Source organism: Brevibacterium sp. LAARM3_SD1 (genome assembly GCF_057364765.1).
Window position 1 is genome coordinate 143259 of sequence record NZ_JBNFOL010000008.1, and the last position, 13603, is coordinate 156861.

9 protein-coding genes and 1 pseudogene are annotated in these 13603 nt (G+C 64.6%); 8 read left to right on the plus strand and 2 right to left on the minus strand.

The window, feature by feature from the left end; genetic code table 11:
• Window positions 1-22: 22 nt before the first annotated feature.
• Window positions 23-364 (plus strand): ArsR/SmtB family transcription factor, encoded by a 342-nt coding sequence (locus tag AC2W7L_RS07015; protein ID WP_486003867.1) that lies wholly within the window; start codon window positions 23-25, stop codon window positions 362-364.
• Window positions 365-395: 31 nt separating this feature from the next.
• Window positions 396-884 carry an SRPBCC family protein gene (locus AC2W7L_RS07020; RefSeq protein WP_486003868.1) on the plus strand — a complete coding sequence of 163 codons (489 nt, stop codon included), beginning with the start codon at window positions 396-398 and terminating at the stop codon, window positions 882-884.
• A gap of 36 nt (window positions 885-920) precedes the next feature.
• Here AC2W7L_RS07020 and AC2W7L_RS07025 read toward each other — a convergent pair whose 3' ends face one another.
• Window positions 921-2255, minus strand: a complete 1335-nt coding sequence (locus AC2W7L_RS07025) for an MFS transporter (protein WP_486003869.1) — start codon at window positions 2253-2255, stop codon at window positions 921-923.
• Window positions 2256-2441: 186 nt separating this feature from the next.
• Between AC2W7L_RS07025 and AC2W7L_RS07030 the strand changes: the two genes are divergently transcribed.
• Both AC2W7L_RS07030 and fbaA read left to right on the plus strand, forming a co-directional pair.
• The gene (locus tag AC2W7L_RS07030; RefSeq protein WP_486003870.1) at window positions 2442-4403 is read left to right on the plus strand and encodes a BCCT family transporter; all 1962 of its coding nucleotides are present in this window, start codon (window positions 2442-2444) and stop codon (window positions 4401-4403) included.
• A 248-nt stretch (window positions 4404-4651) separates the two neighbouring features.
• Window positions 4652-5677, plus strand: coding sequence for a class II fructose-bisphosphate aldolase (gene fbaA / locus AC2W7L_RS07035; RefSeq protein ID WP_486003871.1), 1026 nt, complete (start codon window positions 4652-4654; stop codon window positions 5675-5677).
• A gap of 208 nt (window positions 5678-5885) precedes the next feature.
• Here the strand turns inward: fbaA and AC2W7L_RS07040 are convergent.
• A pseudogene (locus AC2W7L_RS07040) lies at window positions 5886-7423 on the minus strand (alanine/glycine:cation symporter family protein).
• A gap of 375 nt (window positions 7424-7798) precedes the next feature.
• Here AC2W7L_RS07040 and AC2W7L_RS07045 point away from each other — a divergent pair.
• The 4 genes from AC2W7L_RS07045 (at window position 7799) to AC2W7L_RS07060 (ending at window position 13560) form a co-directional block, all read left to right on the plus strand.
• Window positions 7799-9433 (plus strand): ABC transporter substrate-binding protein, encoded by a 1635-nt coding sequence (locus tag AC2W7L_RS07045; protein ID WP_486003872.1) that lies wholly within the window; start codon window positions 7799-7801, stop codon window positions 9431-9433.
• Between the two features lie 153 nt (window positions 9434-9586).
• A complete protein-coding gene (locus AC2W7L_RS07050; RefSeq protein ID WP_486003873.1) occupies window positions 9587-10678 on the plus strand; it encodes an ABC transporter permease in 1092 nt (363 codons plus the stop codon).
• 87 nt (window positions 10679-10765) lie between these two features.
• Window positions 10766-11737 (plus strand): ABC transporter permease, encoded by a 972-nt coding sequence (locus AC2W7L_RS07055; protein ID WP_486003874.1) that lies wholly within the window; start codon window positions 10766-10768, stop codon window positions 11735-11737.
• Window positions 11734-13560: a dipeptide ABC transporter ATP-binding protein gene (locus AC2W7L_RS07060; protein WP_486003875.1), complete on the plus strand. Its 1827-nt coding sequence runs from the start codon at window positions 11734-11736 to the stop codon at window positions 13558-13560. The genes AC2W7L_RS07055 and AC2W7L_RS07060 overlap by 4 nt, the downstream gene beginning before the upstream one ends.
• Window positions 13561-13603 lie beyond the last annotated feature (43 nt).

Genomic DNA, 13603 nt, shown 5'->3' on the forward strand with positions numbered 1-13603 from the left:
ATTCGGTTGTATGATGGATTGTATGAAAGGACTTCTCGATGACGAGGCGGATGCGCTCTTCCAGGCATTGGCCGACCGGACCCGGCGCGATATCGTGCGCAGAGTCGCGGGGGAGGGCCTTTCGGTGTCCGATCTGGCAGCCGACTACGACATGAGCTTCGCCGCAGTGCAGAAGCACGTCGCCGTCCTCGAACGTGCAGGATTGGTGACGAAGCGCCGAGTCGGTCGAGCGCAGATCGCCCACACAGAGGTGGGTCCGCTTCGCGCCATCCGGAGCATGCTCGCCGAGCTCGAAGACCAATGGGTCGACCGAGTGCAGAGGATCGACGACCTTCTGGCCGGGGATCACCAGGCCGGGCCGTGAAGCCAGCCAACACAATGTTCGAGGAGCAGCAATGCCGGTCATCGACACTTTCACAGACGAAGAGACACTGACGCTGACGATCGTCGCCGAATTCGCGGCGCCGCTCGACCGGGTGTGGGAGATCTACGCCGACCCCCGCCAGCTCGAGCAGATCTGGGGCCCTCCGACGTACCCGGCCACGGTCGTCGACCATTCGCTCGAGTCCGGCGGCAGAGTCACGTACTTCATGACGAGCCCGGAGGGCGAGAGGTTCTGCGGACTGTGGGAGGTGACCGCTGTTGATCGTCCCACGCGCCTGGAATTCCGCGACTACTTCGCCGATGAGAACTTCGCCATCGTCGAATCGATGCCCGGAAGCAGGTGCGTCTACAGCTTCGAAGCGACCGAGAACGGGACCCGAGCCACCTATGAATCGATCTTCGACTCCGTCGAGGCACTGCGCACCGTGGTGGAGATGGGTGCCGTCGAAGGAACGACAGGAGCGCTCAACCAGATCGACGAGCTGCTCGCCCGGCAGTGAGCTGGTGCGGCCGGCGCCCGGCCTCTCCGCAATGCTTCAGCTTTCGTCGCGCGCCTGCATGGAATGCGCCGGGGCGTCGGGTCGGACCGGGATGATGAGGGCCAGACCGACGGCGAGGACCACGAGGATGCCCAGCGTCCCTGCCCGTTGGAAACCGAAGATCATGATCGCCAGGGCGAACATCGCCGGACCCAGGAAGCTCACGGCCCGTCCGGTTGTGGCGTAGAGGCCGAAGTTCTCCCCGGCCGATTCCGGTGGGGTGATGCGGGCCAGGAACGACCGACTCGACGCCTGGACCGGACCGACGCAGAAGCTGAGGATCAGGGCGCAGACCCAGAACACGGCCGCCTCGGCGCTGAAGAGGATCGGCAGCCCGCCGAGGATGATGACGACGAGGCCCGCGATGATGACGGGCTTCGGTCCGAGGCGATCATCGAACCAGCCGGCGATCATCGCACCGGCACCGGCGGCGACGTTCGCGGCCACGCCGAGGATGATGATCTCCGAGGCGGAGAACCCGTAGCTGCCGGCAGCGAGCACACCGGCGAAGGAGAAGATCGCGGCGAGTCCGTCCCGGAAGACCGCCGAGGCGATGAAGAACCGCAGCGTCTGATGCTCGGTCGACCACATCCGGATGAGACGACGCACGAGGCCCGCATAATCGGAGAGGAACGCGCGGATCGGGTGCCCGCCCGAGGAGCCCTTGACCTTCGCGCCCGGTGCCGAGAACAGGACGGGGATCGCGAAGATCGCGAACCACACGGCGGACAGGACCGCGACGATGCGGAATCTCAGTCCCTCCTCGTCGCTGGCGCCGAGGAAGCCGATCTCGGGTTGGATGACGAGGACGAGGAGGGTGACGAGAAGGACCAGCCCTCCGACGTAGCCCATGCCCCAACCGAATCCGGAGACCTTGCCGACGTTGTCGGGGTGGGATATGCGGACCATGATGCCGTTGTAGGACACCTCGGCGAATTCGAAGAAGACGCTGCCCACGGCCAGGAGCAGCAGACCCAGCCACAGATAGTCGGGGGAATCGCGGACGAAGAAGAGCCCGAACATCGTGAGCACGACGATTGCCGTGTGCACGCCCAGCCACAGGCGATGCCGACCTCCGGCATCGGCCCGGGTGCCGGCGGCCGGAGCGATGACGGCGATGACGAAACCGGCCGCGGCCATCGACCAGCCCAAGGCCGAGGAGCCTGCCTCCTCGGTGGCGGCGACGGACTTCGTCAGATACGGAGCGAAGACGAAGGTGATGATCACGGCGTTGAAGGACGCCGAACCCCAGTCCCATAGAGCCCAGTTGAAGATGCGCAGGCGATTGCCCGAACCGGTTCCCGAACCGGGCGGAGTCAGAGTCGAGGCCATGAGGCCACTGTACTGAACGCAGAGTCCGAAACGAGGTCTCCATCTCGGGCTGATTCTCCCGTTCGCACTTTCATGCCCTTAAGTAATGTCTCCCGATTCCGGAACTGATGAACTCCATTCGTGACCAGGGATAACACCCCTGTCATGCGGGTGCCAGCTGAAAGCTGTCTTGAAGGTGGCTGAGGAATGGGGCAGAGTGAAGCGGTAATCCCATCATTCGATCAGGAGGACGAAGTGAGCGACTCCGACACGAACTCCCAGCCGGGTAACGGGCTCGGCCCGGGTCCAGAAGAGCAGCTGCTGTTCGGCGAACCCGACCCCGTCGAACTGCACCTGCCTGAGAAGTACCACATCGGAGACACCGACTCCGATGACGCGATCACGAAGAAGCTGCAGCGTCAGGGTGTGCGCATCGGCAAGGGCATGATCGCCCCACGTGTGTTCTGGCCTGCGTTGGTCATCATCGTTGCCATCGTCGTGTTCTCCGTGGCCCTGCCCGAGAGCACAGGCAATGTCATCTCGACCGTCCAGAACTGGATCGTCTCCCAGCTCGGCTGGTATTACATGCTCGTCGTCGGACTCTTCGTCGCCTTCGCGATCATCGTCGGCTTTTCGAAGTACGGCAAGATCAAACTCGGCAAAGACGACGACCAGCCCGAATTCGGACTCATGTCCTGGTTCGCCATGCTCTTCGCCGCCGGCATGGGCATCGGCCTCGTCTTCTACGGCGTCGCAGAACCGCTGACCTACGCCACCACCGGACCGAAACCCGGCTGGCCGGGCGGCGAGGTCGAGAATGCGCAGATGGGAATGGCGCAGACCTTCGTCCATTGGGGACTGCACCCCTGGGCTCTCTACGCCGTGCTCGGCATGGCGCTGGCCTACGCCATCCACCGTCGTGGACGTCCCCTGTCGATCCGCTGGGCGCTCGAACCGCTGCTCGGCAACAAGGTGAAGGGCTGGGTCGGTGACCTCATCGACATCATCGCGATCTTCGGCACGGTCTTCGGCATCGCCACCTCGCTGGGCCTCGGCGTCCAGCAGATCTCCGCGGGGCTGAAGCACATCGGAGTTGTCGGCGACTACGACAACACGTTCCTCATCATCCTCATTGTCATCATCACCTTCCTTGCCACCGCCTCGGTGGTCTCGGGTGTGGGTGCGGGCATCAAGTGGCTGTCGAACATCAACCTCACGATGGCCGGCGTCCTGCTGATCACGGTTCTCGTGCTGGGGCCGACCCTGTTCCTGTTCCAGAACTTCGTCGAATCGCTCGGCGTCTGGTTGGCCAACGTGCTCGATATGACCTTCGACATCGGAGCCTACTCCGGTCAGGAAGGCGCTGATTGGAACTCTAGCTGGACCTTGTTCTACTGGGGCTGGTGGATCGCCTGGGCGCCGTTCGTCGGTGTCTTCATCGCCCGCATCTCCCGCGGCCGCACCGTTCGCGAGTTCATCGCCGGCGTCCTGCTCGTGCCTTCGATCGTCGGGTTCTTCTGGTTCTCCGTCCTCGGCGGAACCGGTATCTACCGTCAGATCTTCGGTTCCGGCGACCTCGTCGACCCGGATGAGGGAGTCGTCGCCGAGCGTGTCCTCTTCGACGTGCTCGGAGACCTGCCGCTGGGCTCGATCCTCTCGGTCATCGCGATCATCCTCGTGGCGATCTTCTTCATCACCTCCTCGGATTCGGGCTCGCTCGTCGTCGACATGCTCGCCTCGGGCGGTCACCCGAACCCGCCGATCTGGTCGCGCGTGCTGTGGGCAGTGATGGAGGGTGCGATCGCCATCGCTCTGCTCGTCGCCGGCGGACTGACCGCTCTGCAGGCGGGTTCGCTGGTCACGGCTCTGCCGTTCTCCATCATCTTGCTGCTTGTCTGTGTGTCCACGCTCAAGGCCTTCGGAAAGGAGGCTAAGCGGACCGCCGCGATCGAACGTGCCGCACGCTACCGTGCGGTCGGCGAGCACCTGGCCGACGACTTCGACGAATACCTGGGTGAGAAAGTCGACGAACGCATCGACTACCGGCTCAAGAGCTCCCAGGGTCTGCTCGGCAAGCAGCGCGCGAAGTCTTCTTCCCGAGACAACAAGCGCGGCGTGCGTGAGGTTCCGACCCGGGACACGGAGACACCTCCGGACACCGAGTCGTGACCCGCGCCGAAGTGGCCCGTCCGAGGCTTACACCCTGAGTGTCCCATCGGACAGAGTCTCTCGCCGAGGCGGCTCACCACCGACGAAACCGCTCGACCGACCGGTCGAGCGGTTTCATCGTTCACGGGCCATGCCAGGGGTGGGCATCCTCGGCGAGGGAAGGTCCCGTTGGGACCTCCTGCCATGGGCAGGACGGAACGAGTAGGCTGGTGGCAGCAGAAACGGCCGACCCCGACCAAGGAGCAAGTATGCCCATTGCCAGCCCCGAAGTGTATGCCGAGATGATCGACCGCGCGAAGACCCAGGGCTTCGCCTACCCCGCGATCAACTGCACCTCCTCGCAGACGATCAACGCCGCCATCCGCGGCTTCGCCGAAGCCGGTTCCGACGGCATCGTGCAGATCTCCACGGGAGGCGCCGAATACATGTCCGGGCCGACGGTCAAGGACCGTGTGCGCGGTGCGATCGCGTTCTCCGTCTTCGCCGCCGAGGTGGCCAAGAGCTACGACGTCAACATCGCGCTGCACACCGACCACGCCCCGAAGGACGCCGTCGAAGCCTGGGTCAAGCCCCTCCTCGCCGCGTCGACCGAGCGCGTGAAGAACGGCGGCGAGCCCTACTTCCAGTCGCACATGTGGGACGGTTCGGCCGTACCCCTCGACGAGAACCTCGTCCTCGCCGAGGAGCTGCTCGAGCTCTCGGCAGCCGCGCACTCGATCCTCGAGATCGAGGTCGGCGTCGTCGGCGGCGAAGAGGACGGCGTCGAGAACGAGATCAACGACAAGCTCTACACCACCGTCGAGGACGGACTGGCCACCGCGCGGGCGCTGGGCACCGGCGAGAAGGGCCGCTACCTCACGGCTCTCACCTTCGGAAACGTCCACGGCGTGTACAAGCCCGGCAACGTGAGGCTGCGCCCCGAACTCCTCGGTGAGATCCAGGAGAAGGTCGGCGCCGAGGTCGGCAAGAAAGATCCCTTCGACCTCGTCTTCCACGGCGGCTCGGGTTCGAGCGCAGAGGAGATCGCCGAGGCGGTCCGCCACGGAGTCGTGAAGATGAATATCGACACCGACACCCAGTACGCCTTCACCCGCCCCGTCGTCGAGCACATGTTCCGCAACTACGACGGAGTGCTCAAGATCGACGGAGAGGTCGGCGACAAGAAGCTCTACGACCCGCGCTCCTACGGCAAGGCGGCGGAGAAGGCCATGGCCGAACGCGTCGTCGAAGCCTGCCAGAACCTCGGCTCGGCAGGCACCAGCCTGAAGAAGTGAGCCGGCGGGCAGCAGAGCCTGCCCCGTGAACCGTCGAGAAACGGGCCAAGCGTCGAGAAACGCATGTGCACACCCGTGTCTCGGCGCTCAGCCCGTTTCTCGGCGAGATTCCACTGTGAATGGCACGAGGCCCGGGACGCCATTGTCCCGGGCCTCGTGGTGTCCCGCGGATCGGCGGCGACGAATCGTCAGCCGACCGCGAGGGTCATCAGCCTTCCGGCACCGCCTCGCCGGCCTTGAGCCGAGCCACGCGCTGATCCCAGAAGTCGGCGTTGCGCACGCCGATCTTCTCGGGCTCGAACACCGGGTCCAGGCCGTGCTTGATCTGGCGTTCGAAGTCGCGCAGGAGCTTGAACGCCGGCTGCTGCAGGATGAGGATGCCGATGATGTTCAGCCAGGCCATGAGGCCCACGCCGATGTCACCGAGCGCCCAGGCGCTGCCCGCGGTCGACATCGCACCCACGGCGACGGCGATGAGGATGAGCAGCTGCAGCACGCGCTTGCCGACCGCGAGGACGAAGGTGTTATTGGCCTTGCCCAGCAGGTAGACGAGGTTCGTCTCTGCCATGTAGTAGTACGCGACGATCGTGGTCAGGGCGAAGAGGAAGATCGAGATCGCGATGAAGCTGGCCCCGAAGCCGTGGATCATCGAGTCGAGTCCCGCCTGCGGCCACTTCTCGCCCGGGGTCGCAGCGATCTCTTCGACCATCTGTCCGCGACCGGTGCCGATGATCGTCGTCTCGTCGGCGTCGAAGACTCGGTACATACCGGTCGAGAGGATCATGAACGCGGTCGCCGAGCACACGAATAGAGTGTCGATGTAGACCGAGCCAGCCTGCACGAGTCCCTGCTTCGAGGGGTGTGAGACCTCGGCCGCCGAGGCTGCGTGGGGTCCGGTGCCCTGTCCGGCTTCGTTCGAGTAGATGCCGCGCTGGACGCCCCACTGGACCGCCATGCCGATGATTCCGCCGAAGGCGGCTTCCGGACCGGCGTCGATGCCGAATGCCGAGTTGAACATCAGCTGGAAGACCGGAACGATCTGGTCGGCATTGATGATGGTCACGGCGATGGCTGCAATGATGTAGATGACGGCCATGAACGGAACCGCCAGCGAGGCGAAGTGCGCGATGCGCTTGATTCCGCCGACGACGATGAAGCCCAGGATGATGACGAGCGCGATGGCAGTTCCCCAGGTGGGAACGCTCCAGGCGTTCTCGACGGCGCCGGAGATCGCATTGGACTGGATGCCCGGCAGCATGAAGGACATGGCGATGACGGTCACGGCCGCGAAGACCATGCCGTAGACCTTGAACAGCCCGCGGGCCTTGGTGTGGCGGTAGGCCTTCTCGATGTAGAAGGCCGGGCCGCCGCGGTACTCACCGGTGCGGGGATCCTGTTCCTTGAAGATCTGTCCCAGGGTGGATTCGACGTAGGACGTCGAAGCGCCGAGGAGGGCCGAGATCCACATCCAGACGACGGCACCCGGGCCTCCGAAGCCGATGGCGGTGGCGACGCCGGCGATATTGCCGACGCCGACACGCCGGCCAGAGAGATCGCGAGGGCCTGGAAGGACGAGACTCCCTCATTGGAGCTCTTGCCCCTGAACATCTGCCTGAAGATGGCTGGGATCTGGCGGATCTGAACCGCGCGGGAGCGGATCGTGAAATAGACACCCGCGCCGAGACACAGGTAGACGAGGGCGGAGGACCACACAACTCCGTTGAGCCAGTCGATGAAAGCGGACACGCTTCTCCATTCGTTCTTCCGCGCCGGGATCGCCGACACGGTGTTGCTTATCTAGCGTCTGTGCCAGAGCGCCGGCCGGCGATTCAGCGGCCAGTATCACGAGTGTTTCCCATGTGTTCTCCGTGATGCACCTCATAAGTCAAACCGATTGTCATCGGTGACGCAAATCGCATTCGCCGACGCAGTTTCCCGTTCCGGCAAAAGAGGTTTCGCTGTGCCGGGCAGGGCCGCCTCGGCGAATTGTTGCGAAGTCATTGCGAACTGGATCACTTCATGTGGGTCAGTTCACTATTTGGGACGGGGACCGTATGATGTGGTGCGGATCTCTTCGAGCAAAGAAGACACGAAGAGCACTTTTGAAACGACAGGAACACCATGAAACGACGAACCGGTGCAAAGGCTGTGGCCATCGCCGCAGCCGGAGCTCTGCTCCTCTCCGCCTGCTCGACCTCGACGACCGGAGGCGGCGGCGGGGACGACAAGGGCGGAATGCTCACGGTCGGAACCACGGACAAGGTCGTGGCTCTCGACCCGGCTGCTGCGTACGACAACGGAAGCTCGCTCGTCGAACAGCAGATCTACCCGTATATCCTCGCCTACAAGCCGGGCACGGCCGAGCTCAACCCATCGATCGCCGAATCGGCTGACTTCACCGAGCCGACGAAGTATGAGGTCAAGCTCAAGGACGGGCTCAAATACGCCAACGGCAACGAACTGACGTCCTCGGACGTGAAGTTCTCCTTCGACCGGCAGCTGAAGATCCAGGACCCCAACGGGCCCTCCTCGCTGCTGGGCGGACTGAAGTCCGTGGAGACCCCGGACGAGAAGACCGTCGTCTTCAACCTCAAGCGCAAGAACGACCAGACCTGGCCGGGAGTGCTGGCCAGCGCCGCCGGACCGATCGTCGACGAAGACGTGTTCTCGGCCGACAAGGTCACGAAGGATCAGGACATCGTCGACGGCAAGGCCTTCGCCGGTCCGTACACGATCGACGGCTTCAAGTTCAACGAGCTGATCACCTACAAGGCCAACCCGGACTACAAGGGCTTCATCGAGCCCGCGAAGACCGAGACCGTGCAGATGAAGTACTACTCGGACGCGAACAATATGAAGCTCGACGTCCAGGAGAACACCATCGACGTGGCCTGGCGTTCGCTCTCGGCCACCGACGTCGAGGACCTCGGCAAGAACGAGGACCTCAAGGTCCACAAGGGCCCCGGCGGCGAGATCCGCTACATCGTGTTCAACTACGACACGATGCCCTTCGGTGCGAAGACCGATGAGGCCGATGAGAAGAAGGCGCTCGCCGTGCGCAAGGCCATGGCCGACTCCGTCGACCGTCAGGCCATCGCCAGCCAGGTCTACAAGGACACCTTCACCCCGCTGTACTCGCACGTGCCCGACGGACTGCCCGGCTCCGACGAGCCGCTGAAGTCCGAATACGGCGACGGCAAGGGCGGCGCCGATGTCGAGAAGGCGAAGAAGGCGCTCAAGGACGCCGGAGTCAAGACCCCGGTCGAGCTCAAGCTGCAGTACAACCCGGACCACTACGGTCCGTCCTCGGGCGATGAGTACGCCCTGGTCAAGGACCAGCTGGACAAGACCGGGCTGTTCAAGGTCAAGCTGCAGTCGACCGAGTGGGTGCAGTACTCGAAGGACCGCACCGACGACGTCTACCCGATGTACCAGCTGGGTTGGTTCCCGGACTACTCGGATGCCGACAACTACCTCGTGCCGTTCTTCTACGACACGGATGAGACTCCGTCGTTCCTCGCCAACCACTACCGTGACGAGGCGATGAACAAGGAGCTCAACGCTCAGTCCTCGATCGCCGATGAGGGCAAGCGCGAAGAGGCTCTGAAGAAGATCCAGGGTCAGCTGGCTGACGAACTGCCGACCCTGCCGCTGCTGCAGGGCAACCAGATCGCCGTGTCCGGCAAGGACGTCAAGGGCGTCGACGACACCCTCGACCCCGCTTTCCAGTTCCGTTTGGCGCTGCTGAGCAAGTGATCACCCACACGAGGTGCAGGTGAGCCGACCGGTTCGCCTGCACCTCGTGGCGCGTTCGCGGTGAGGTCCGTACATCTGCAGTGACCCCTCACCGAGGCGACCTCTGCCCGTCCCTCGCCGCGAGCGCCTCGAAACACATCCCATAAGGAACACATGTCTGCTGCCATCAGCGAACCAGGGGAAGAGGCCGCCGAGACTTCGGTCGCGGTCAAGAAGCCCTCGGGAGGCGGTCTGGGACGCTATGTCCTCATCCGCTTCCTCCTCATCATTCCCACCATCTTCATCCTCACCACTCTGGTGTTCTTCCTCATGCGCATCACCGGTGACCCGATCACCGCAGCGCTGGGCGGACGCCTGACGAAGGCCCAGCTGGCCGAGCGCGTCCACGCCGCCGGCTACGACCGGCCCATCCTCGTCCAGTACTTCGAATACATGGGCAACCTGCTCAAGGGCGACTTCGGCACCGCGGTCTCCGACGGCCAGCCCGTCTCGTCGATCCTGCTCAACTACGGATCGGCGACCGTCGAACTCGTCTTCTACGCGCTCATCGTCGCGTTCATCCTCGGCATCCCGCTGGGCATGCTCGCCGCCTACCACCGCGACAAGGCCCCGGATGCGGCACTGCGTGTGCTCGCGATCCTCGGCTATGCGACCCCGGTGTTCTTCGCCGGCATGATCCTCAAACTCATCTTCGGCGTCTTCCTGCCGGTCCTGCCGGTGGCCGGCCGCGGCACCACGGAGACCGAGTACATCATGTCCGGTGTCGTCGGCCCGACGAGGTTCTACCTCGTCGATGCTCTGCGCATCGGCAACTTCTCCGTCCTCGGCGATGTCCTCGCCCATGCGGTGCTGCCGGCGATCGCGCTCGGCGTGCTCACCGCCGGAGTTTTCCTCCGACTCGTGCGCACGAACCTCATCGGCACGCTCGAACAGCAGTACATCGACTCCGGTCGATCCCGCGGAATCTCCGAATACCGCCTGGTCACCAAGCATGCGTACCGTCCTGCGCTGATCCCGATCATCACCGTCATGGGCATGCAGATCGCGCTCATGCTCGCCGGCGCCGTGCTCACGGAGACGACGTTCGAGTGGAAGGGACTCGGCTTCAAACTCGCCGAATACCTGACCGCCCGTGACTTCGTGGCCGTCCAGGGAATCGTCGTCTTCCTCGCCGTCATCGTCGCGGTCACGAACTTCCTCGTCGACGTCATCGCCGCGTTCATCGACCCGAGAGTGAGGTACTGATGTCCACTCCAGAGACTCCACAGAACCGGCCCGGATGAGACGGCCCAGACCTTCGCCGAGGAGGCTCCCGGCTCCGGTGTCCCCGCAGTGGCGTTCGACGACCGAACTAGGAAATCCTGGTTCTCCCGCCTGCCGATCATCTCCCACCTGAGGCAGTCGGTCGGTCTGCAGCGCGGAATGCTCATCACCGGCTTGGTGCTGTGCGGAATCGTGCTCATCTGCGCGATCTTCGCTCCGCTCATCGCCCCCTACGGGTTCAACCAGCTGGGCACCTCCGAGGGCAACTTCGGCTCGAAGCTGCCCCCCGGCGGCACCCACATCTGGGGCACGACCGTCGGCGGCTACGATGTCTTCTCCCGTGTCGTCTGGGGCGCCCAGACGGCTGTGGCCGTCATCGTCGTGGCCGTGGTCATGTCGATCTTCGCCGGTGTCATCCTCGGTCTCATCTCCGGTTACATCGGCGGTTGGCTCGACCGCATCCTCGTCGTCATCGCCGATGCCGTCTACGCCTTCCCGACCCTGCTGCTGGCGCTGGTCATGTCGATCGCGATCTCCGGCGGTCAGTCGAGTGCGTGGGGCGGCATCGCCGCGGCCGCGTTCTCGATCACGGTCGTCTTCATCCCGCAGTACTTCCGCGTCGTCCGTGCCGAGACCCTGCGTCTGAAGGCCGAGCCGTTCGTCGAATCGGCGATCGTCCTCGGCGCGTCGAAGACGCGGATCATCTCCAAGCACATCTTCCGCAATGCCACGCGGACCCTGCCGCTGATCTTCACACTCAACTCCTCCGAGGCGATCCTGACCTTGGCCGGACTCGGGTTCCTGGGCTTCGGCATCGAACCCACCTCGGCGTCGGAATGGGGATACGACCTCAACAAGGCACTGCCGGACGTCACCTCCGGCGTGTGGTGGACGGCGGTGTTCCCGGGCCTGGCCATCGTGCTCACGGTGCTGGGAATCACCCTGGTCGGTGAGTCGATGAACGACCTCAACGATCCGCGTCTGCGCGTGCGACGCAAAGCCAAGCTCAAGAACACCAAGTCCGCGGAGGTCACGGCATGAGCAAGCAGAAACACGAGCAGACCGCCTCGGCGACCGGCAGCATCCTCGACGTCGACGGCCTCGACGTCACCTTCTCCACCGATGGCGGGGACGTCCACGCCGTCAAAGACGTATCGCTGAGCGTCTCACCCGGTGAGGTGCTGGCGATCGTGGGTGAGTCGGGGTCCGGCAAGACCGTGACCGCCCGGTCCATCCTCGGGCTGCTGCCGGAGACGGCACAGCGCTCCGGAGCCATCGTCATCTCCGGGCAGAACGTGCTCAGCGTCTCCGCCGATGAGCTGCGGGCCATGCGCGGCCGGGATGTGGCGATGGTCTTCCAGGAGCCGTCGACCGCGCTCAACCCCGTGTACACGGTCGGATGGCAGATCGCCGAAGGCCTGCGCGCCCACGATAGGAAGGCGAGCAAGGCCGACCTCAAGGCACGCGTCGTCACGGCCATGCAGCAGGTCGGGATCCCCGATGCCGAAAGCCGTTTCGACTACTATCCGCACCAGTTCTCGGGCGGGCAGAAGCAGCGCATCGTCATCGCCATGGCCTTGGCTCTCGGCGCGAAGCTCATCGTCGCCGACGAGCCGACCACCGCCCTCGACGTCACCGTGCAGGCGGAGATCCTCGACCTGCTGCGCGAACTGCGGGACGAGACGGGCACGGCCATCGTCCTCATCACCCACAACATGGGCGTCGTCGCCGACCTCGCCGATCGCGTGGCCGTGATGCTGCGCGGCGACCTCGTCGAGGTCTCGTCCGTCGAGCAGCTCTTCAATGATCCGCAGGAGCAGTACACGCGTGAGCTGCTCGCGGCAGTGCCGCGGATCGGGTCGACCGTGGCCGGCAGTCGCAAGGCGGCCGCCGCCGAGGCGGAACCCCGGTCCGGTGCGACCGCGGGGGATCCGTCGTCGACGGGTGAGACATCGGACGGTGCCGGCTCACGCCGCACCGACTCAGCGGGGGAGACCTCGGTCGGGACCGCCTCGGCGAAGGAGAGAGATGCACGCGAATCGATCGTGACCGCGCGCGATCTCGACATCGTCTATCCGGGCGGAATCGGCAAATCGGACTTCCACGCGGTGAAGAAGGTCAGCTTCGACATCAAGGCCGGCGAGGTCTACGGACTCGTCGGCGAATCGGGGTCGGGCAAGACCACGATCGGGCGTGCGATCGCGGGCCTGACCAGGGCCAGCGGCGGCAGCCTCGCGGTGCTCGGGCACGAGATGGTCGGGTTCAAGGAGCGTGCGTTCTCGAAGATCCGGCGACGGATCGGGTTTGTGTTCCAGGACCCGGCGGCCTCGTTCAATCCGCACCTGACGATCGGGGAGTGCATCGCCGAACCGTTCGCGATCCACCGGCGGGAGATGAGCCCGTCCGACAGGTCGCAGCGAGTGCTCGAACTCCTCGATTCCGTGCAGCTGCCGAAGGCGTATGCGGCCCGCTATCCGCACGAGCTCTCAGGCGGTCAGCGCCAGCGGGCGTCGTTGGCGCGTGGGCTGGCGCTCGATCCGGAGCTGCTCATCGCCGATGAGCCGACCTCGGCTCTCGACGTGTCGGTGCAGGCGAAGGTGCTCGAGCTCTTCGTCGAGCTGCAGAACCGCTTCGACTTCGCGGCCCTGTTCATCAGCCATGACCTCGCCGTGGTCGATATGCTCTCCGACCGCATCGGGGTGCTCTTCCACGGTGAGCTGCTCGAAGAGGGCACGGGTGAGCAGGTGCTCGGATCACCGGACAACGACTACACGAAGCGTCTCATCGCGTCGCTGCCGGTCCCGGACCCGAAGGAGCAGGCTGAGCGCCGCGAACTGGCCAGAACCCTCCGCACCACCCCCTGATTACTACCTGACGGCGGCCCAGCAACCTCGCGCGAGGTTGCTG